This is a genomic window from Paenibacillus sp. FSL H8-0317 (assembly GCF_045040685.1).
GTDB lineage: Bacteria > Bacillota > Bacilli > Paenibacillales > Paenibacillaceae > Paenibacillus.
On the sequence record NZ_CP150294.1, the window covers coordinates 620,660 to 642,418 of the forward strand.

Here is a 21,759-nt window from a genome sequence, read left to right on the forward strand (position 1 = left end):
GTACCTCCTCGTATCCGATGGGTTATTGATCAAGCTTAATTTTGATTTGACCGGAAGAGATCTTTGCCTTCAGATCTTCGAAGGTTTGCTGTTGTTCATCACTGAGCGTGATATTATGTAGAGCAGTCAGACCCACGGCGTTCTCCGCCAGCCCCTCCACGATTTCCTTTTGAGGGAAGGTATGATTGTTTTGAACAAACGTGTTAACGGCATTATAGATAGAGACATCCACATTTTTCAGCATGGACGTAAGAATGGCTTTTTCCGCCAAAAAGAATTGATCGGTATCTACACCGATGGCGTATTTCCCTAATTTCTGAATCTCCGTCAGTGCGCCTACGCCTGTGAGACCGGCAGCAACGTAGATCACGTCAGCGCCCTTCTCCTGAATCATCTGTGCAGCCAGTTGTTCACCGAGATCAGCATCACCGAAGTCCCCTGCGTAGACGGCATCAACGGTTGCATCCGGCTTGACAGCCAGAACACCTTGTTTAAAACCCTGCTCGAAATTACGAAGGACAGGTATCTCCATTCCACCAATGAAGCCAACATGATCTTCCGTTGAAGCCATAGCAGCAATAACGCCTGCCAGATAACTTCCTTCTTCCGCCCGGAATGAAATGGAGGCGATGTTAGGCAGTTCGGACTGACTGTCAATCATGAGGAACTGCTGGTCAGGATATTTGGCTGCAACTTTCTCCATATCCGCTTGGACAACATCACTCAGGCCGATAACCAGATCAAATTTGGCTTCCGCAAACTCTTCAAATGCAACTTCGGCATTCTCGCCTGGTTCACGATAGTCAAAGACAATGCTTTTCTCATTTCTGGCCTGAACCAGTCCATCAAAAGCAGCATCATTAAAAGAACGGTCACCCAGACCCACTTCCGTAAGCACGATTCCAACCTTCGTTCTTGTGTCTGTTGCCGTTGTTGTATTATTGGCCGAACATGCCCCCAGGATCAGTACCGTCAGGATCAACATTAGGGTGAGACCTAGACCTGCGCGTCTGTTCTTGTTTGTTTTCATATGTGGTACCCTCATTTCTGTAGTCGCATTTTTCTGTTTTGCATGGTTCCTTAGCTCCAGGGAATGACGTATACATGATGACACGTATGGTGAGGATTTCCCTTTATCTATATCGGTCAGAAAGGCACTGTGATTTATGATATGTAGTGAAAATTTACGAAAAAATAAATATTTTTCATGAATTACACATTATTTTTACATTTCTCTGGTTAAAAGGGTACCTGAATATCTACAGTATGTTGTTTGCTGATGTTAGAAGTCCAAAAAAGGCACAAGAGAGATGACGTGAATCATCTCTCTTGTGCCATAGAATAGCACCCTATACGGATGATAAGGTAATCATCCTATTATAAAAATGACGCGAGTTTTACCAAGCCGCAATCGAGCCATCCGCTCGGGTTTCCGTACCCCCGCATAATACGCCATTGTCCGGGTTGCGCCAGATGATCTGACCACGTCCAAACTGGGATGGATCGAGTGCCACTTGAATATCATGTCCCTTGCGGGCGAGTGCCTGTGCAATGTGCTGTGGGAAACCCGGTTCCACGAGAATTGTTTTGCCCTTCGTCCACTGCCAGCGCGGAGAATCCAAGGCGGCCTGTGGGTTCAGATGATAATCGATCGTATTCATGACCACCTGCACATGACCTTGCGGCTGCATGAAACCACCCATGACACCGAATGGCCCAACCGCTTCGCTGCCACGGGTGAGGAACCCCGGAATAATCGTGTGATACGTTCGTTTGCCCGGCTCCAGTGCATTTGCATGATTCGGGTCCAGTGAGAAGTTGTGTCCACGATTCTGCAATGCAATGCCCGTCCCCGGAACAACGAGTCCAGACCCGAAGCCCATATAGTTACTCTGGATAAAGGAAACCATATTGCCTTCACCATCGGCCGTAGCCAGATAGACGGTTCCACTTGCGCGTGGATCACCTGCCTCAGGTGCGCGTGCGGTATCACCAATGAGTTTGCGCCGTTCTTCTGTGTATGCCTCGGACAGCAGTTCCTCCACGGTCACACCCATTTTGCGTTCTTCGGTAATATATTTCTCCCCATCGGCAAACGCCAGCTTCATGGCTTCAAGTTGCTGATGATACGCCAGAACGGATTCTTTCTCGTCAAAATCATATCCCTTCAGCAGATTAAGCGCCGCGAGAGCAATCAGTCCTTGTCCATTCGGCGGAATCTCCCATACATCGTAACCACGATAGGAGACGGAGATGGGATCAACCCACTCCGGCTGAAAAGCCTTCAGATCTTCGCGAGTCAGATAACCACCGTGCTCTGCCATAAAGGAATGAATGCGCTCTGCCAGTTCTCCTTCGTAAAAGTCTCGCGCTTCGCTCTCGCCAATCTGGCGCAAAGTCGCCGCATGATCCGGCGAGCGCCACATCTCTCCAGCTGCGGGAACACGCCCGCCTGGAGCAAATGTCTCAAACCACGCACGGCCTGCCTCCGCATCACCCTGGCGTGCATAGATCTCGGCTGCCCTTGCCCAATGGCGGGCCAGCCCAGGCGCAAGCGGATAACCTTCCTCCGCATAGCGGATGGCCGGTTCCAGCGCTTCCGCCAGCGTGAGCCGCCCAAAACGGCGGCTCAACTCAGCCCAACCCGCCGGTGCGCCAGGCACCGTCACCGGAACAACCCCAAGCTTCGGCATCTCCGTATAGCCTGCCGCTTGAAGCGCCTCAATGGATATGCCCTGAGGCGCAGGGCCGCTGGCATTCAGGCCATGCAGTTTGCCCTCGGTCCATACGAGGGCAAAAGCATCGCCTCCAATGCCATTAGACGTGGGCTCCAGCACCGTGAGTGCTGCCGCAGTTGCAATGGCGGCATCAATGGCATTGCCGCCTTTTTTCAATACATCCAGACCGGCTTGTGCAGCCAGTGGCTGAGACGTGGCGACCATGCCTTGTTTCGCATACACAGGCACGCGGTAAGAGGGGTACGGTTGGTAGAGTGGATCGAAGTTCATCAGGTTGTTCAGCTCCTTGTCGCTAGATGTCAGGCTCCGGATAACCGGATCATACTCCTAACCCTCTTCGCAACTGGACAACTGATATCCTGCCACACCTGCCAAATCCAACCTGACATCAGCCTATGTCGTTACCATATCGCCGCCATTCACATGAATGCATTCACCTGTGACGTAGGATGAATCGCGGGAAGCGAGATAAACGTAGGCTGCCGCCAGTTCGTAAGGCTGACCAGCCCGACCCATGGGCGTATCTGTTCCAAATACCTGTACATCCTCCGCAGAGAAACTGGCAGGGATGAGTGGTGTCCAGATGGGTCCCGGGGCGACAGAATTCACACGGATTCCCTGTGCAGCTAGCGATTGGGCGAGTACACGAGTCAGCGATACGACGGCTCCTTTGGTAGAAGAGTAGTCGATCAGTTGGGTATTGCCTTTATATGCCGTAATGGAAGCCGTATTGATGATGGAGGCACCTCTGCACAGATGGGGGAGAGCGGCCTGAATCAGAAAGAAATAGGCGAACACATTTGTCTGAAAGGTGTGATACAGCTGCTCTTCTGTAATATCAACGATACTTGGCTGCACATACTGTACGCCATGATTGTTGACCAGAATATCGATCTTCCCGTACGTTTCCATGGTTGTGCGGATGACGGCTTCACAGTTTTCCTTTAAGCGGAGATCAATCTCGATTAAGAGACAGCGCTGTCCGATTTCTTCGATCCGTTCACGAGTCCTTTCGGCATCTGTCCGTTCATATAGATAAGCAATGACGATATCCGCACCTTCCTTGGCAAAAGCGATGGCGGCCGCCCGGCCGATTCCACTGTCACCACCCGTAATAATGGCAACTTTACCTTGGAGTTTACAGCTGCCGATATAGGCAGGATCTTCACTAATTGGTTCAGGCACCATCAGGGTTTCCAGACCGGGTTGCTGGTCCTGATGCTGGGGTGGAAATGCCAGTTTTTGGTCCTTGCATACCGTTTTCTTACCATAAAAAGGATAGACAGGATTCATTCGCTTTACATCCTCCTCGAACGTTCATTGATACGGATAACCTATGCATTCGCCCAGAAGAAGGTGCGGGAGGAAGCAGCAGAACGGTTGTTTTTATTGCACAGAATATACCATAATAAGGATAGATCCTTAAATCGATGGAGGTGTCAGGAGCCACATGAATATTCAAGGAATTAATCATTTGTGCTTTTCCGTATCCAATCTGGAGCGGGCCATTACCTTTTATGAGCAGGCTCTCGGTGCCCGAATTCAGGTGAAAGGACGCAAACTGGCTTATTTTGAGCTTGCCGGTCTGTGGATTGCCCTGAATCAGGAGGATGTTATTCGCAACTATACGGAACGAACCTATACCCATATTGCATTTACCGTTACAGAAGAGGAGTTCAACGCGTCTGTGCAGCAGCTGCGAGCAGCGGGTGCTGACATTCTTCCCGGAAGGCCAAGAGATCCGCGGGATGCATTATCTGTATATTTCACCGATCCGGATGGTCATCTGTTCGAACTGCATACAGGTACGATGAAGCAAAGGCTGGATTATTATCGCGAAGACAAGGCTCATATGACCTTTTATCCGTGAGTTCATGTGCAAATTGAGAAAATCTGCAATTATAACTCACATATCTATTGTCTAAACATTGGAATTACCTATAATATGGACAAAGGTTACCTTAATTTACCAATGTTAAATTCGTTGGTTCAATTCCAAGGAGGTTTGTCATGATTCAGTTCCCTAAGCCGGATGTCGAGCAATATTTTCAGACGTACCGTATTTCGCATTTTGCCGTATCGGCAGACGAGAAACGTTTGTTCATGGACAGCAATCTGAACGGTCAGCCGAATATTTGGGCGATGGATTTGCCTGGAGGATACCCGTATCCTTTAACGTACTTGAATCAGAGCAGTCAATTTATCAAAGCAGACCCGAAAGGACGTCATCTTCTTACTGCATTTGATCGGGATGGAGATGAGAACTATCATCTGTATGCACTTCCGCCCGAGGGTGGTGTCCCACTGCCTGTGGTTCCGGCAGAACCCAATGATCGCTGTTATTTCGCTGAGTTGTCCGAGGATGGACAGCGTCTCTATTATGTCACCAGTGCGGGTAATCCGAACTATCTGAATTCACGCCGCATTGATCTGGAGACAGGTGAAGATGAACTGTTATACAGTGGAGAAGAGGTTACGAGCAGCCTGGTGGCTGTAAGTCCTGACGAGAAGAGTTATGTCATTTTAAAAATGTACTCCAATACGTATCAGACGGCGCATCTGTATCGTAACAATGAAGAAATGGAGATCCTGCCAGCTTCAGAACGTCATAGTCAGGTATCCGATCTGATATTTGCAGATGATAATCGTCTTCTGTTCATTACCAATGATGACTCCGCATACGCTTATGTGGCTGAGTACCGTATTGATACCCGCGAATTCCGTTTATTGTGCCGAATCGAAGGGGAAGATGTGGAGTTTATCCGCTGGCATCAGGCTTCCGAGACCTTATATTTCTGGACACTCACAGGGCCGGAGAATCGTATGTACGTATTGGGCAAAAATGCCGATGAGCCTCGGCGCATAGAGATGCCACTGGATACGATAGAGCAGGTGAACGTTACGAAGGCTGGCAATGTGTATATCCTTGGACGTGGAGCGATCCAACCGCATAACATTTATCGCAAAATAGTAGGTGCTGAGTCCTGGGAGCCGCTGACTGCCAATCGGGTAACCGGACTGGACCCAAGTGATCTCGTGTACCCTGACGTTATTCGGTATAACTCCTACGACGGACTGGAGATCGAAGCTCTCTTGTTCAAAGCAAAACCAGAGCAGGCCAATGGCTACACCGTATTTTGGCCTCATGGTGGGCCGCAAGCATCCGAAGCGAAGTTTTTTCGGCCGATGTTCCAGATGATGCTCGCTCAGGGCTATCATGTCTTTGCACCGAATTTCCGGGGCAGTACCGGATATGGTGCGGAATTCGTCAAGATGGTTGAGCGTGATTGGGGTGAGGGTCCAAGGCTGGACTGTGTTACCGGGATCAACTGGTTGTTCGATCAGGGAATCACCTCGCCAGAACGGTTGTTTGTGGTAGGGGGAAGTTATGGGGGATATATGACCCTGTTATTGGCAGGTCGCCATCCGGAGCTGTTCCGGGCTGCGGTCGATATTTTTGGGCCAAGTAACCTGTTCACATTCCTGGAATCCGTGCCGGAAGACTGGAAGCCGATGATGGATAACTGGCTGGGTGATCCGGTCCGTGACCGCGAACGTTTAACGAAGGATTCACCGATTACGTATCTCGATCAGATGGTGAATCCAATGCTGGTCATTCAGGGTGCTAATGATCCAAGGGTCGTGAAGGCCGAATCTGATCAGATCGTGGCTGCGCTCCAGTCCAAGGGAATGGATGTGGAATACATCGTTCTGGACGATGAGGGCCACGGATTCTCCAGAAAGGCAAATGAGATTCTCGTATACCGCCGGATGTTGGAGTTTTTGCAGAAACATCAGGAGTCACATGTCGCACAAGCTTAAGTTGAGAGATTCCATCGTTGACTGAAATATAGTTAGATGACAAAAACCGCCAGAGATCAAGGATGATCTCTGGCGGTTTTATGCGTGAGCCCGGATGTTGGGCGACATATATGGAACGATACATACGTTAGTTTGGAAGATCGCTATCCATTGAGCGACCTGTCCAAACCTACTAATTAATCTACTAATCTAGCAATGCGACAATTGAATTAATGGACTGCTGCGCCCACTGTGCAAAAGACAGATCGGCTGCCCATGTCACTTGTCCAGTCGCTTTGGCTTCCCCCCACCATAAGATACGTTGATAGAGCAGATGCATGCTGAGACGTGTGCGGAAGTGTTGGCATTTCTCTTCATCTGCTGCACAGACCAGATCCCGGTAGCAGCGAAGGAACTGTGCGGCCAGTTCTGGTTGACCCTCACGAACATACCTGGTGGATATTTTGGTTAGGTCGGCTGTGCCATCTCCGAAGTAGGCGGTTGTAAAATCGAACAAACCACTAATCTGCCACCCTGAAGAACGGTCATTCGGATTTTGAATCAAAATATTCTCGACCTTGAAGTCTCCCATGACAAAACATGGAACAGCTTTGGACCGAAATGCCGGTTCAGCATTTTTGAATTGCTCGTCCACCCACTGAACATCTTCATCCGTAATCACCGAGTACTGTTCAGCATCATGTAACCAGTGACGAATGGTCCCGTACAACCAGTCCAGATAATCGCCTGCAAAGGAAACAATCTGCTGCGCTACAGGATCATATTCCCCGGCATCGGGCACCTTCCAGCGGTGCAGTTCAGCCAAAGTATGGGCAAACATACAGGCGATCTCTTCCTGATCTTGCTGTGACAGTGAAGCCTGGAATGCTGGATCATACAGGTGATTCCCGGGCAGGCGCGGCATTATGGCATAACTCCAGCCTAGCAGATGGGTATCTTCATGTAATAAATATGGATCAGGGACAGGAATGGACGTATGTTTTGCCAGTTGTTCTACAAAGAACCTTTCTTCCTGTAACTGTCCTGCATATAAAGGATTGCCTTTCAGAATATATTCTCCACGGGAAGAGCGAATGAGCAGTGTCTGACCCATAACACCTTTATCTGTTCGTCGATAATCTTCAAGGGTTCCCAGGTCAAGCTCATTCAGCGCATCCTGCAATGAAACTGCGGCCACTTCGCCAAGTTGATTGGAACCAAAATATATACGGGTTGTCATATGGCCGGACCCTCCTGGATATTAGTCCTCATTCTCTTCGTCAGACAGGTCATACGTATCCTCATCGACCAATCCACGGATGAAAGCTTCAAAATTCGGCGCAAGATATGTAATCTCATAATCATTTTCCTGATCTACATGAACGACACAAGGTTCACCTTCAGGGCCGCAGAAGCGATAATCCAGCATAACGACATCATGACCAGCGGATGGACAATCACAGATCACAATCCCCAGGTCGGGGTATCCCCAATCCTCGATCATGAACCGACTTCCCAGCTCACCAGCGAGTGCGTATGTTTTATCGTGTCCGATTCCCATAATGCTTGAAATGGCAATGTGATCCTCAGCCCAGGAAGTCGCTTCTTGGGTGGGAAATACAGTGAGCGCAGGGATACCGCCGTTTTGCGTATTCATCAGTTGAATATAGGAGGCAGGGAGCTTGTAACCCAATTCGTGTTCAATCGAAACAATCGTGGCTTCGTCAAAGGGAGCCGACACATGGTTGTCCCGTGCATAATCACTCTGTTTCCAGAATGTCCCTGGGTCGTAGGTTCCTGAAGCAGCACGAAGATGGTTCAACGTGCCACGCTGCTCCCATTCTGTTACTTGTTCTTCATGGCGTTGTCGATCCCGCCGCATCTTCTCAGCGAAAGGTCGAATCTGACTTAGAAATTCAAGGGTTGATTCATCATGTGGCTGAAGTTCGTTAGCTCTCTCAAAAGCCAGTAGTGCCTGTTCATAACTCGCTATATGACAGTATGCATAACCCAAGCGGTATTGCCAGAGCGGGTCGTTTACTCCTTGCTCCTCGACAGACAACAGTTGTTGAATGGCTTTGTGACAACGTGCATCATTATTATAGGCTCTGGCGAGTTGACCAATCAGATCATAATCCCGCTCTGAGACGGGGATACGTTCAATATGTTCAATAATGAGACTGAATTGGTCCTGCTCATGCCACAAATTAATTTGTTCCAGCAGTTCTTTTTCCATGAATAGGCCTCACTTCCGTAGGAGGGGTATGAATCTCTTTCATTATATAATAAGTGCGTGTTGGTTGGAGAATGTATAAATCAGCATCTTCGTAGCATACTGTGTAAGTATACTTTAAGTTTAATCCATAAAGTTTAGGTTATGTTTAACTTTGTTTAAGTATTGTGTTGAAAGTTAAACTTTACTATCCTATACTAGGAGTGTGAGGTGAGATGGAAATGGGAATTACAAGAGTTGAAAAGAATATATTTAGTCAGAACACAGATGAGATTGCTTCTGAGTTAGTTCAGAGCTTGAGCAATACGGATAATAGCATTTTACTGTTCAAAGTGCTGGCACTTGCAGTCAAGAATAATACTGAATTTGTTCGTAGCCTGGATGAATCTATCTTTGAAGATGCTGATATCTTTAGAGAAAAGTATGTTACTCTTCTCAAACATGCGTTAAGTCAAGCAGTGAATGTACCGACAGGAATTACAGACAGTGGTGTTCCTTCTATTGAAGCTGTACGTTCTTATACTCCTAAAGAATTATCTGTATTTTTTGGAGTGAGTATTACGACGATTTTTAACTGGATTGATCAAGGCCGTTTTATGGGGATTCAAAGAGCCGGGTCCAACAAACATAATCTCATCCCAGACGATACTACATATGTGTATGGATCAGGTAAAAGAACGACGATTAAAGAGATTGTGACTATGTGGAAAAAGGAAGAGGCAGGACGCCAATCCACAATAGAAGTCAGTGACCTGGATTACCACACGGGGCAAATTGCCTTATACGAAGATAAATACAAAGGGGAATTCGAACGGACACTCGGAACTAAATTGAATTTAACACCTGAAGAAGAAACCGATGCACAAGTTTGGAAACACCATTTGGGGAGGCAGCATCTTGGCTTTAAAGATACCGAAAAGTAATTTTCGTTTTATTGAGAATGATTTTTCAGATATTATTATGGAGATTCGAGATGGTGCCCAGGGTCTTCCAAGCAGCACTAGAACTATTCGTAAAACAATTGTCTTTAATGATTTATCGAAGATGTACTGTGTAGAGGAGATAGATCGAAACGGGGGATTCATCGAGTTATATTGGTATGATTGGTATGATGATCAAAAGGAGTTGGTTATGAAATTCCATGCTCACTATCATCCTGATGAAACACCCGCTAATATCACGATGTATGACCCGTTTCATATTCATACGGCAAATGAAAGAAGATTGAATAATGAAAAATTTCAAGAATTATATACGATTCTTGAATTTATTAGATTAAGAAATATCTCTATTAAATTATAATAGTTCAACGCTGATATAATGTTTGTACATACGAATTAAACAACACTCCCTGAACTTAGGCATGATAGCCACAGTTCAGGGAGTGTTGTTTTTATTTATAGTCTATTCTTTATTACAAATCGTCAAATCCGTTATCGTCGCCAACTTTACCGTAGTTACGGGATTTAGCTTCGAAGAAGTCGGTTTTGGTTGCATTCAATGCTTCATCGGAGAATGGTTTGATCCAAGGCATGCAGTTTACATCCACACCTTCATATGCTTTTTCCATCCCCATCAGACGCAGACGTTTGTTGGCGATGTACTTGATGTAATCTTCCAACTCGTTCAGGTCAATACCGCGCACGTTGCTGAGTGTGTAATGTGCCCAGTTGGTTTCAAGTTCAACAGCACGATGGATTGTTTTGTATACATAGTCCATGTTCTCAGGTGTGTTCAGTTCAGGGAAGTCTACCAGCAACTGTTTGTACACTTCAGCGAAGAAGTAACAGTGTTGGTTTTCATCCCGCTGGATATACGAGATCATCTGGCTGGTTGCCATCATTTTCTGGTCACGGGCCAGATTGTAGAAGAAGGCAAACGTACTATAGAAGAAGATACCTTCGAGTACCAGATCGGCTACCATAGCCTGGAAGAACGTCTGTGGAGACGGCTCATCCCGGAATGTTTGGTAGATGTCTGCGATGAAACGGTTACGGTCAAGCAGAACTGGATCATGTTTCCAGTATTCAAAAATTTCCTTTTGCTCCCGATCAGATACGATCGAAGACAGGACGTAGGAATACGATTGGTTATGAACGACTTCCTGTTGTCCGATAATGGCCGAGATCGCTTCGAGTGAAGAATCGGTAAAGTAACGTTTTACGTCACCAACAAACATCGTCTGCATGGAATCAAGTACCGCGAGCAGAGAGATGTTGATTTTAAACGTACGTTGCTCTTCCTCGTCCAGTTGAGCAAACTGGGAAGCATCTTTGGACATTGGAATCTCGTCTGCGATCCAGTGATTGAGCAGCAATACTTTGTATAATTTGTACATATGAGGCATGCGAATGTCGTTCCAGTTCAGGATACCGGAGCATTCACCTTCAATAATACGTGTTGATTGGTTAGGGGCTTCGGTGTTGAAAATTTTCTGTACTTGCATTGTTCCGTTCACTCCTTGAATGAATTTACACTGTATAACTACGATGACAGAACAACCTTCCGATCGCTGTTATCCCCTGATTTTTTTGATTCCCTCTTTCAAAGGGAAAAATCCGGTGATAAAGGCGAGCGCTCCGCTTCTTCAGCTTCTTTCTGTCCTCTTCGTTATCGTGTAATCATTAATTCTTTTATATATTAGGGTTGTATAATGTGGCATCTATATCAACATCTTGCGATGCTGTGATCGTGTTTTAGGCAAAAAAGAACCAGGGCAACGCCATTTTGCAATCAAAACAGGATGCCCTGGTGGTCACCTCGAATCTAGTATATCTTCTCTATCATGGATAAAGCGTAAATTGCGCAAAAATCAAGATTCTTCAATTGTTAATGCACGGCTACGAACATAATAAGTTGATTTCATGCCGGCTCTCCAGGCGTGCAGATGCAATTCCAGGAATTCTGTTGCTTTAATATCTGGTCGAACGTAGAAGTTGAAACTTTGTCCCTGATCGACGTGGCGCTGACGGGCAGCCGCCATATTAATGGAAGCATGTTGATCCACCTGGAACGCCGTTTGGTAATAAGGACTTGTTTTTTCGGACAGATCCGGAGCTGGATTGGCAATTTTGTAAGTTGTTTTCTCTTCATAAGATAACAGCTCATAGAGCGGATCAATACTAGCCGTTGAACCAGCAATAATGGACGTGGAACCGTTAGGTGCAATGGCGAACAACCAGGCATTACGTACACCGTTTTGTCTTACTTCGGCTTGTAGTTCTTTCCACTGTTCGGTTGTCACGAATTCACCTACGCGCTCACCTGATGTGTACTCGCGTTGGTCGAAGTAATGACCACTTTCCCAATCGGAACCTTTGAATTTCGGATAATGTCCTTTTTCTTTGGACAGCTCCATACTGGATTTCACAAGCAGGTAGTTAATTTTTTCATACAGATTATCGTTATACGCTACAGCTTCGTCAGACTCCCAATGAATGCCTTCGAGAGCAAGCAGGTGGTGAAGTCCAAACGTTCCCAGACCGACTGCGCGATATTGGCTGTTGGTATATTGGGCTTGCAGCACTTCAATGTTGTTAATGTCGATAACGTTGTCCAGCATTCGCACCTGAATTGGAACGAGACGCTCCAATACATTATGAGGTATAGCACGTGCCAGATGGATGGAGTTCAGGTTGCAGACAACAAAGTCGCCAGGCACTTTGGAAATCACGATGCGAGTTTGTCCATCTTTGGTTACGAGTTCTTCCTTTTCAATTACAGTGGCAGACTGGTTCTGCATAATTTCGGTACACAGGTTGGAGGAGTATACCATACCGTGTGCACGGTTAGGATTCGAGCGGTTAACCGTATCCCGGTAGAACATGTATGGCGTACCTGTCTCCAGTTGGGATTTCAGTACTCGCTTCATGATGTCAATCGCCTGTACTGTAATCCGGGACAGCAGTGGGTGATTCACCGCTTCTTCGTATTTATCACGGAACGCACCTGCACCAAAGGACTCATCATAGAAATCTTCCAGTCCGAGTGCACGACCATTCTCGTCCTTCCAGCCCATCACTTTCTTTGTTTCGTGTGGACAGAACAAGCTCCATTCGCCGCGGCTGGATACCCGTTCCATGAACAAGTCAGGCAGACAGATGCCGTGGAATACGTCATGCGCACGCATACGCTCGTCACCGTTGTTCAGCTTCAGATCGAGGAAGGCCAGAATGTCTTTGTGGAAGACGTCCAGATATACAGCAATGGCACCTTTACGCGTACCGAGCTGGTCTACGCTGACCGCTGTATTGTTCAGTTGGCGAATCCAAGGGATTACACCGGAACTTGTATTTTGGTGACCACGGATATCCGAACCACGAGCTCTGACTTTGCCGAGGTAAACGCCGATGCCGCCACCCATTTTGCTCAGACGAGCTACATCCGTGTTGGAATCAAAGATACCTTCGAGTGAGTCGTCCACCGTATCAATGAAGCAGCTGGAAAGTTGACCGGCTACTTTTTTACCTGCATTGGACATCGTAGGAGTAGCTGCGGTCATGTACATGTTGCTCATTGCCCAGTATGCTTCCTTGACGAGATCCATACGTTTCTCGGCAGGCTCTTGGTGCATTAGGAACATGGCGATAACCATATAACGCTCTTGCGGCAATTCCATTACTTTTCCATCAAAATCGTGTGCGAGGTAACGTTCTGCCAGTGTGAGCAAGCCGATGTAATCGAAAAGCAGATCGTTGCGGTAGTCAATGCACTCAGCAAGTTCATCGATCTGTTCTTTGGTGTAACATTCCAGCAATTCTTCGCGGTAGATACCTTTTTTCACGAGATCTACAAGAAGAGGATGGAATGCGCCATAAGGCTCGTCCGGGTAAGACTTGTATCTGCGGTTGGTAGCCGCTTTTTTGTAAAGGGAAGTGAGCAGGGAGCGCGCCGCTGCAAATTTCCAATTAGGCTCCTCTTTAGTTACCAGTTCCAGTGCGCTCATGATAAAAGCGTTGCTGATTTCGTCTCCGGTAACTTCATCACGGCGGAGCTTGCTGTTTACCCCACGTACCAGACGTTCCTTGTCCAGCATTTCCAGTCCTTCCAGAGTACGGTCGGCATATACCGAGATGCGCATATCATCAAAGGCAAGCTGGCGGTTGTTCGGCTTGGTCACAACTTGTGGCATGAATATTCCTCGCTTTCGCATGTTTAAGAGATAAATTGGAGAAATTCTTTATATAAAGAATTGAGTGTTGTCTTACGGTGAGAAAAAGGTAAAGGTTGCTTTTGGCAGACTGAAACGGCGGTGACAAGTTCATGTCTTAAATCGCTCAACTTGAGGAGCACAAAACAGCACAATGCAGAACATACTCATATAAAAAGCATTCTCCCCGCCTCGCGGCTGAAAATGCCCATGGATGCTCTGACTTCCTTACTGTCTTAGAGGTTCAGAATATCGACAGAAAAGGGTGCTTATGTAAGCTTTTGTCTATTGCAGATGTGTCTGTAGTTTGAGGATACCGGATGCAGTCCAAACAGCCCCGTTAACCTCCATGTCAACTCTGTTTCGAGAAAGCGATTTACACCTACAGGGACGTGCCTTTGGAGGTGATTTCATCCTGTTTTTCGCGAGAATGCAGAAGGTGACTAATAGAAGCGGAGAAATCTAGTGTTACTACATTTTGTAGCTGTCAACATACTGTAACCCAACATATTGTGTTTGTAAAGTGGGCAGAACCAGTAAAACGTAATTCCGAGTATACCATTTAAGCCAGGAATCCGCAAAGGAAAAGGACTGGAAGATTTGAAGATTTATCAAAAAAATTTTTAACAATTTGAATGACGTCTTCACGTCAGTTTGAATTGTAACGCATTCAACTGGTAGAATAAAAATCGACTAAAATTAGCGGCAGCGGTTGTTCACGGGGCCCTTAGGAGGCGGAGCAAAATGGCAATAGCAGAAGTGACTGTAATTCCAATTGGAACGGGTACAACCAGTCTAAGCAGTTATGTGGCGGATATGCAAAAGGTATTGGAACATCAACGGGGCATTACATATCAGTTAACTTCCATGAGCACCATTATTGAGGGACCGCTTAACGAGATCTTTACAGCAATTGCGGCTCTACATGAAGCGCCGTTTTTGTCAGGAGCTCAGCGTGTTTCCACATCCGTCAAAATTGACGACCGTCGTGATAAACCGGACGCCTCAAGTATACAGAAGTTACAATCGGTTCAGGATAAACTGACATCACATCAGGCGCATCCGAATTAATGGTTTAGTGTAAACATCCGTATATTCGGTTATTCAGTATGTTATAAGTCATTAATTAAAGCTTAGATTGTGTAGTTAACGTGAATTTCTGACATCTATAAACTGAAAGACAAAAAAGACCAGCTTAACGTTCATTAAGCTGGTCTTTTTGTATACTCATTTAACATTTTAATTAATCTGCAACTACCAATGAGGCTCCAATCAAAGTGGCGTTGGTGTAACCACCGCCAACATTTTCAAAAGAGAAGTTGGTAATTGGAGCACCGATAACAGTGGCATAATCACCATCAAGCAAATCTCCGGTCGTTGCAGGATATAACGCTATAATATCGTTTCCGTTCTCATCCATGACATGAACGACAGAGAAAGTTGCTCCGAGAGAGTTATCTTCCTCAACTGAAATGACTTCCCCGTTAACTTGTACGAAAGTATTGTAATAGTTGGCTACATTTTTATTCAGATGACGGGTCGTTACATTGGAGTCAACGAGCCCCTTTGCCTTTTTACGGAGTTCTGCTGTACTGGCAGGGAACACATCGCTATGCTTGCCAAAGAAATCATATGAAGCCTGCTCCATGAAAGCTGTATCTTCCGTAATGTACGGAGTTAACTCATTAAAGAAATCGGCAACTGATGCTGTGGCAGATGAATTTCCAGTCGTTGCAGTTGGTGCTGTTTGCTCCAAAGGAACAGTAATGCTCAGGGAATCAAGGATATCTTTGATCTCATCCTGATTATAAGTATCCTTGGCGTAGGTTAACGTCATGGTATAGAGTTCTGTATTGGTCGGAATCAGATACTGCACAAGGACAACATCTGTACCCGAGGTGTGTTTATAGGCTCCTTCCAAGACACCAGCGCTATATTCTTTATAAGGCTTGTTCGTGTAGCTAGTTTTTGTATAATCGGAAATGCCGATGCTTGAACCGCTCTGTGTGTAATAATCAACTATATTATTGGCGTATTCTTCAGGATTGATTGAACCGGTTGAACTGGCCTCAATCGTCAGATTCATATTATCTGCAAATGTGGCTGATGAAGATTGGTTTGAAAAAGCAGCTTTAATGGATGGAGCATTCATTTGACTTGTATCTACGCTTTTCCAGGATTCAGGATAGGCAAAAGAAAATCCTTCTCCACGATATGTAGTGTATTTCGTAGCTTTTGCTTCTGTTGAGACAGTTTCAGTTGCCTTTGGATGCTTCGGACGTTTGGCTATTGGTTGTTGTGTTTGTTTCTGAATTACCACAGGCACTAAGCAATGTGGCTAATGCCAAAATCGTAATAAGTTTCTTCATTATGTCTAATTTCTCCTAATGTGTTCCCATCGGGTGGGATTTTTTCTAAGGTCATCATTTCGTTTGGGATAATCTAGTTTAGGTGGTGGGCATAGAAACTCCTTTCTACTTTAATAGTAAAATAATAACATAAATAAAGATTTCAGTATTCATAAATACTAAAAAGGTAATTTATCTGTATTTAACAAGTTAGAAGCTAATACTAGACCGTATGGGTATCCATTTTGAGCGATAGTACATACTTGTTGTTGATACAACCGTGAGATTTATTTATGACTTAAACGTATTCGAACATAACATTCCGACTTAAGGACTAACCCTTTATGTAGGTGCAATTAGCGAATAGTCGGTGAAAAAAACAGCCCATTTTCGACCTGAGCCCGGTCCCATGTGTGATTGGTGCATATAGTGAACTGTACCTCAAATCAAAGGAGGGGTTTACATGAGTGGAGTAGTAGGTGGATACGGCGGCGCATGGACATCGACTGGCGCGATCTTGGTTCTCTTTATCTTGTTGGTCATCATCTCTAAAGCATTCTTGATCTAATAAACGCTTGGACCCTAATATATTCGTAAAGGAGGGTTCTGTATGAGTGAAGTAGTCGGAGGCGCAGGATACGGCGGCTGGACATCGACTGGAGCAATCCTCGTTCTGTTCATTCTGCTCGTAATCATCACTAAATCTTTCTGGGTATAATATGGCGAGCTCTGCCGGGCAACCGGTGGGGTTTTTTTTCTAGAGGACAAGCATGGTGGAGAGCCAGGAAGATAAGATAGCTTGTGGTTGAACGGAAGAATTGGTGGAATTCAAGAAATGGAAGGATGGAGTATGCTTCGAAAATGGGGAAGGTACCTCATGGCTAAACGCCCATTTTGTCAAGATAAGGGCGATAGCCCGGTCCAGAGGTAGGCTGAATACATAGCTTAGGGGTGTAGGCAAATGTTAAGGAGGAATGAACAATGAGCGAAGTAAAACCGAATTCACCGAACGGACAGGGACACGTATACGGACATATGGGAGGTTATGAGCATATGCAAGGATACCAATACACAGGTCATGAAATGCATGGGTATGGATATGGTTGTGGAACAATGCCAATGGGATATGGCTATGGATACGGACACCATGCCAATCAGGCTCCAATGATGCACGGTTATCAACAGGGTTGTGGAGTATCCTATGGTCATGGCGGCGGAAGCTGGGGTTCCATGGGTACAATCCTTGTACTGTTCATCTTGCTGGTCATCATCTCCAAAACGATGTTTATCTAAGTATCTGTGAGTGCAAGAAGACTTTGCTGATCGTGGATCGTTACAGTAGGTGCTCCAAATAAACTCCGAGTTTGAATTCCATGTTGGGGCATAACGTACCTATGATTCAGAAAGGGACAGCGTAGGATTTCATCCTGCGGTGTCCCTTTTTTATTAGAATTAGGTGAAGGAGCGTTGGAATTACTTTCTTTAACGAACTCCACAGACGCTATTCCCTGAATTTTTGCCATTTCAAAAGTTCAACGAATCGTAGACGTCTTATTATCTGAATCTGAGCATGTTTGGAGCCTATATTCATGAAGTAACATGGATTAACGTGGCTGAGATTCGTTAGATTTCACATAGCACAGAAATCCTTAATATAAGGTGTGTAAGCTTCGTTAGCGTCTGGTGAGTGAAAGGAAGACTTTTCTCAAAGAAAGGAACGGTGTCCGACAGTATGTAGATGTTGCTAAATTGGATATGTAGACATGGATAAACACCCGGAACCCAATTCCGGGTGCTTTGTGTATGTTTTCAATCTTCTCAAGAATAAGTGATATCCAAAACAACAAAAGCCCTACCTCTCTTTTGTCCTTGCGGCTCCGATGACCGCGCCAGTGTGAATGGGAACATCTTGTGAAACTCTGTACTACCGGGTTATTGTGATTCAGGTTCTTCAATCTTCATAGGTTAATTGTGCTTAAAGTTCGCTGCGGTCGCAGCATGAAGAAAATATTCCGGGGTTTAAAGAAGACAGAAATCATATGAGGTTGTTTAATACAACTTTTATAGTATACCACAGGTTGTAATTTTCTGCAATAAAAAGGAAAGCGCGACCAGAGCAACATGTATTCGGACTGTTATGTTAGAAAGTGAAAGGTTAGTTTGAAAAGATACAGGAAAATTTCCAAACTATTTCTTCATAGGGGTAATCCTCTTCAAAAGATTCTGCGTAGGTTATAATAAGAGGGAAGAAACAGAAAGGGGCCCTCGCATGACTGAATCGATGGAGGACAGCAGGTTAATGCGGCAGATCGCGGAACGTGATGCCTCCGCGCTGGAGCTTTTATATGACCGTTATGAGCGAGCGGTGTACTCTTTTGCCTACCGGATCGTTGGTGATCCCATGACGGCAGAAGAGACCGTTCAGGAACTTTTTATGCGGGTCTGGAATAATGCCGAACGTTACGATGCCTCACAGGGGAAGCTGACCACATGGATGTTTGCGATCACGCGTAACATTGCAGTGGACATGCTGAGGCGGAAATCAAAAGGTGCAGCGGCTACTTCAGTTGAACACGAGATACTGGCGGCCTATGCCGATGAGCATACAAATACGGAAGAAGAAGTGCAGCGTAAATGGGAAGGCACCCGAATTAAAGAGGCGTTGTCCCAATTGAACGGTGATCAGCAACAAGTTATAGAATCGATTTATTATGCGGGATTAACCCAGCAGGAAGTATCCAGCCGATTCGGGATTCCGCTGGGTACAGTAAAGAGCCGTGTCAGGCTTGCCATGCGACAGCTCCAAAAGTTGCTGGCCGATGCTGAATTGCATCCGGACGCGGGAAGGGAGGGCATACATCCATGATGGAACGACATGAGGAGTGGTCTGATCTGGCACCGATGTATGTGCTGGGCGGACTGGAAGCAGAGGAAGTGGCGGCGTTTGAAGCGCATATGGCAACCTGCGAACCTTGCCGCCAAGAGGTGAGGGAATTGCAGGAAGTGACTGGCTTCCTGCCACTTGCGGCGGAACCTGTAGCACCGCTGCCAGGCATGCGAGCACGTGTGCTGGGCAACGTGCTCGGACACGTGCAGGAGAGCGCCGAGGCGAAGCCAGCGGCTGCTCCTGCAGAACCTGAAGCACCCGTGGTGCTTCAGGAGGATCTTGCGCCGCAGCACGAACGTGCGGCCCGGGTGGAAGAGGCTGCCGAGGCACAGCCATGGCAGCCACAAGCGCGCGCGCGTGCGCGCAGCAGCCGCGCCTGGCGCGTGGCCAGCGCTGGCCTTGCGGCAGCAGCGCTGGTGCTGGGCGTGTACACGGCGCAGCTGCAGAGCCAGATCGACTCGCTGACGCAGCAAGCGGCGGGCTCGTCGGCTACGCAAGAGCAGCTGGTGCAGGCACAGGAACAGAATGCACAGCTGCAGGAGCAACTGGCATCAGCTCTGAAGCCCGCACAGGGCATGCAGACTGGCGAGGCAGTGAAGCTGAATCCTGCAACGCAGGACATTGTAGCTCAGGGTCTCGCAACCATCGTTATTGACAGCAAAGGCACTCACCTGGTTGTGCAGGCTGAGAATCTGCCGAACCTGGAAGGCAACGAGGCTTTTCAGGTCTGGTTGATCAAAGGAGATACCCCTCAGAATGCGGGTACTTTCCTTAGTCGTGACGGAACGGGAGCAGTATACTACACATTGGATTCGGCCAACGACTATGACACGGTTGCCATCACGCTTGAACCGGATGCAATGGGAGATGAGCCGCGCGGTACAATGATTCTGGCTGCCAAGATTAAAGGATAAATATAGGATATATTACCAAAGGCTGCTCCCTCGTGGAGTAGCCTTCTTGTGTTTCCCAGTTCTGGTGCCCACCCATTGTTAGTCGGAGCAACCGATAAACAAATAGAAGGCAATACCCTTAATCTCCCTGTGTCTCAAGGGAGAACTGGTTGCACATAGAGAGTGAGGGGTTCAGTTGGAAGCATACCGTTCATTTATCTTTCGCCTGATACGCAATTATCTGATCGGTTCACTGGCAGCTGTTTTTGTTGTCGGTACAGTAGTTATGGTATCTACTCTGCAGATACCCAATATTCAATTTGTTCGACTCATCTTCATTGTACTGATTTCAATCTTGTTCATGCTGGTTGCAGAATTAATTACGCTGTGGGTGCAGCTTGGCCCCATAAGACAATTTTTCACTTCCGAGCATCATGAGAGAGACGAATTAAACCACATGTATGAGAAAATTCATCGTTTCCCGGGACAGACCATATATCGGATCATGGGTCCGCACATGCTTGGTTTTTCACTTCCGGCAGCCGGATTAACAATATGGATGATATCCACAGGGTGGCTTGAATTCCCTTACTTGTATATTGTCGTGGCCGCTGCGTGTGCCTTTCTGATTGCCGTCATGCATGCGCTGATTGAGTATTACCTAACGGTGCGGGCGATTAGACCCCTGTTGCTTGAGATTCGTCATCGAGGCAAAGTCCAATACGGGATGGAACCTTCACTGGGAGGGCGTATTCTCGTATCGATCCAGCGTAAATTTCAGCTAAGTACGGCACTGATTGGCTTATTTCCTTTATTTCTATTTTTCCTGGCTACATATATCCGACTTCAGTATATGGACAGTGAATTTGCGAAAGAGTACATACTGTGGGGAATTCTCATCGTTGTTCTGGGCGCGGGGTTTGCGCTGGTGGGAAGCTGGCTGTTGATTCGTGATGTTCGTGATCCAGTTGCTGAACTGACACATGAGATGAACCGAATTCAGGGGGGAGATCTTGGCAGACGAGCTCCGGATCTATATGCGGATGAGTTTTCGGCACTGATCTCCGGCTTTAATATGATGATTAATCGGCTGGAGATGAGACAGGAGCGCAATCGACAGTTATTGCAAAGTTATTTTTCTACACTGGCTGCTGCTTTAGACGCCCGAGATAAGTACACGGCAGGGCATTCCATGCGTGTGGCAGAGTATTCGCTGATGATTGGCAAGCTTAGCGGAATGAATGAGGAACAGGCAGATTTATTGTACAAATCAGCCCTGCTTCATGATATCGGGAAAATCGGCATTCCTGATGAGGTACTGCTGAAGGATGGAAAACTAAGCGATGAGGAATTCGCGATTATTCGCACACATCCCGTGCAGGGAGAGAGTATTTTGTTACAGATAGAGCCTATTGATGCCATGGCCGACTTTTTGCCAGGTGTACGATCGCACCATGAGAGATATGATGGCAAAGGATACCCGGATGGGATGGCTGGTGACGATATTCCCCTTTTTGGCCGCATCATTGCGGTAGCGGATGCCTTTGATGCCATGACGTCTGATCGACCATATCGGAATGGGATGAGTCACGAGAAAGCGCTAACGATTTTGGAAGAAGGAAAAGGGACCCAATGGGACCCCTATTTTGCAGGTTTGTTTATTGATGAATGGAGACGACAACAGCATCTTCAGAAACCGTCGAAGTGAGG

General features: G+C 46.6%; 19 protein-coding genes. 11 read left to right on the forward strand and 8 right to left on the reverse strand.

The features are described 5' to 3' along the window. Positions 1 to 22 precede the first annotated feature (22 nt). The 3 genes from MHB43_RS03055 to MHB43_RS03065 all read right to left on the reverse strand — a co-directional run bounded on the left by MHB43_RS03055 (position 23) and on the right by MHB43_RS03065 (position 4,031). Positions 23 to 1,030, reverse strand: a complete 1,008-nt coding sequence (locus MHB43_RS03055; RefSeq protein WP_221823701.1) for a BMP family protein — start codon at positions 1,028 to 1,030, stop codon at positions 23 to 25. A 367-nt stretch (positions 1,031 to 1,397) separates the two neighbouring features. Beyond that, positions 1,398 to 3,008 (reverse strand): gamma-glutamyltransferase family protein, encoded by a 1,611-nt coding sequence (locus tag MHB43_RS03060; RefSeq protein WP_221823755.1) that lies wholly within the window; start codon positions 3,006 to 3,008, stop codon positions 1,398 to 1,400. Between the two features lie 123 nt (positions 3,009 to 3,131). Continuing rightward, positions 3,132 to 4,031, reverse strand: a complete 900-nt coding sequence (locus MHB43_RS03065; protein WP_339181570.1) for a glucose 1-dehydrogenase — start codon at positions 4,029 to 4,031, stop codon at positions 3,132 to 3,134. Positions 4,032 to 4,188: 157 nt separating this feature from the next. Here MHB43_RS03065 and fosB point away from each other — a divergent pair, with 157 nt between their 5' ends. Together fosB and MHB43_RS03075 are read left to right on the forward strand one after the other, a co-directional pair. Next, complete coding sequence (gene fosB / locus MHB43_RS03070) at positions 4,189 to 4,608, forward strand: metallothiol transferase FosB (RefSeq protein ID WP_339181572.1); 420 nt, start codon at positions 4,189 to 4,191, stop codon at positions 4,606 to 4,608. Positions 4,609 to 4,748: 140 nt separating this feature from the next. After that, positions 4,749 to 6,560, forward strand: a complete 1,812-nt coding sequence (locus MHB43_RS03075) for a S9 family peptidase (protein ID WP_405131301.1) — start codon at positions 4,749 to 4,751, stop codon at positions 6,558 to 6,560. Between the two features lie 184 nt (positions 6,561 to 6,744). Here the strand turns inward: MHB43_RS03075 and MHB43_RS03080 are convergent, their stop codons facing one another. Both MHB43_RS03080 and MHB43_RS03085 read right to left on the reverse strand, forming a co-directional pair. Beyond that, the gene (locus tag MHB43_RS03080; protein ID WP_405131302.1) at positions 6,745 to 7,779 is read right to left on the reverse strand and encodes a phosphotransferase family protein; all 1,035 of its coding nucleotides are present in this window, start codon (positions 7,777 to 7,779) and stop codon (positions 6,745 to 6,747) included. A gap of 21 nt (positions 7,780 to 7,800) precedes the next feature. Further along, positions 7,801 to 8,775 carry an SMI1/KNR4 family protein gene (locus tag MHB43_RS03085; protein ID WP_221823692.1) on the reverse strand — a complete coding sequence of 325 codons (975 nt, stop codon included), beginning with the start codon at positions 8,773 to 8,775 and terminating at the stop codon, positions 7,801 to 7,803. A gap of 212 nt (positions 8,776 to 8,987) precedes the next feature. Between MHB43_RS03085 and MHB43_RS03090 the strand changes: the two genes are divergently transcribed. Both MHB43_RS03090 and MHB43_RS03095 read left to right on the forward strand, forming a co-directional pair. Next, on the forward strand, positions 8,988 to 9,695 hold the full coding sequence (locus MHB43_RS03090; RefSeq protein WP_405131303.1) for a hypothetical protein: 708 nt from the start codon (positions 8,988 to 8,990) through the stop codon (positions 9,693 to 9,695). Beyond that, the gene (locus MHB43_RS03095) at positions 9,670 to 10,074 is read left to right on the forward strand and encodes a DUF6516 family protein (RefSeq protein WP_339181579.1); all 405 of its coding nucleotides are present in this window, start codon (positions 9,670 to 9,672) and stop codon (positions 10,072 to 10,074) included. Before MHB43_RS03090 ends, MHB43_RS03095 begins: the two co-directional genes overlap by 26 nt. Positions 10,075 to 10,186: 112 nt before the next feature. Here MHB43_RS03095 and MHB43_RS03100 read toward each other — a convergent pair whose 3' ends face one another. Together MHB43_RS03100 and MHB43_RS03105 are read right to left on the reverse strand one after the other, a co-directional pair. Further along, positions 10,187 to 11,218, reverse strand: a complete 1,032-nt coding sequence (locus MHB43_RS03100; protein WP_091018583.1) for a ribonucleotide-diphosphate reductase subunit beta — start codon at positions 11,216 to 11,218, stop codon at positions 10,187 to 10,189. A gap of 366 nt (positions 11,219 to 11,584) precedes the next feature. Beyond that, positions 11,585 to 13,903 (reverse strand): ribonucleoside-diphosphate reductase subunit alpha, encoded by a 2,319-nt coding sequence (locus tag MHB43_RS03105; RefSeq protein WP_339181582.1) that lies wholly within the window; start codon positions 13,901 to 13,903, stop codon positions 11,585 to 11,587. 762 nt (positions 13,904 to 14,665) lie between these two features. Between MHB43_RS03105 and MHB43_RS03110 the strand changes: the two genes are divergently transcribed. Next, entirely contained in the window at positions 14,666 to 14,992 is a 327-nt protein-coding gene (locus MHB43_RS03110) for an MTH1187 family thiamine-binding protein (RefSeq protein ID WP_339181585.1), read from the forward strand. A gap of 172 nt (positions 14,993 to 15,164) precedes the next feature. Here MHB43_RS03110 and MHB43_RS03115 read toward each other — a convergent pair whose 3' ends face one another. Next, entirely contained in the window at positions 15,165 to 16,211 is a 1,047-nt protein-coding gene (locus MHB43_RS03115; protein ID WP_405132381.1) for a hypothetical protein, read from the reverse strand. A gap of 521 nt (positions 16,212 to 16,732) precedes the next feature. Here MHB43_RS03115 and MHB43_RS03120 point away from each other — a divergent pair. From MHB43_RS03120 to MHB43_RS03145, 6 genes are all read left to right on the forward strand, one after another. Then, positions 16,733 to 16,837: a hypothetical protein gene (locus MHB43_RS03120; protein ID WP_017690880.1), complete on the forward strand. Its 105-nt coding sequence runs from the start codon at positions 16,733 to 16,735 to the stop codon at positions 16,835 to 16,837. A gap of 42 nt (positions 16,838 to 16,879) precedes the next feature. Then, complete coding sequence (locus tag MHB43_RS03125; protein ID WP_221825910.1) at positions 16,880 to 16,987, forward strand: YjcZ family sporulation protein; 108 nt, start codon at positions 16,880 to 16,882, stop codon at positions 16,985 to 16,987. A 263-nt stretch (positions 16,988 to 17,250) separates the two neighbouring features. Continuing rightward, positions 17,251 to 17,562, forward strand: coding sequence for a hypothetical protein (locus MHB43_RS03130; protein ID WP_017690878.1), 312 nt, complete (start codon positions 17,251 to 17,253; stop codon positions 17,560 to 17,562). Between the two features lie 976 nt (positions 17,563 to 18,538). Continuing rightward, positions 18,539 to 19,135, forward strand: coding sequence for a sigma-70 family RNA polymerase sigma factor (locus tag MHB43_RS03135; RefSeq protein ID WP_339181592.1), 597 nt, complete (start codon positions 18,539 to 18,541; stop codon positions 19,133 to 19,135). Next, positions 19,132 to 20,070, forward strand: coding sequence for an anti-sigma factor domain-containing protein (locus MHB43_RS03140; protein ID WP_405131304.1), 939 nt, complete (start codon positions 19,132 to 19,134; stop codon positions 20,068 to 20,070). Before MHB43_RS03135 ends, MHB43_RS03140 begins: the two co-directional genes overlap by 4 nt. 175 nt (positions 20,071 to 20,245) lie before the next feature. Beyond that, the gene (locus tag MHB43_RS03145) at positions 20,246 to 21,757 is read left to right on the forward strand and encodes an HD domain-containing phosphohydrolase (RefSeq protein WP_237177709.1); all 1,512 of its coding nucleotides are present in this window, start codon (positions 20,246 to 20,248) and stop codon (positions 21,755 to 21,757) included. The last annotated feature ends 2 nt before the right edge of the window (positions 21,758 to 21,759 follow it).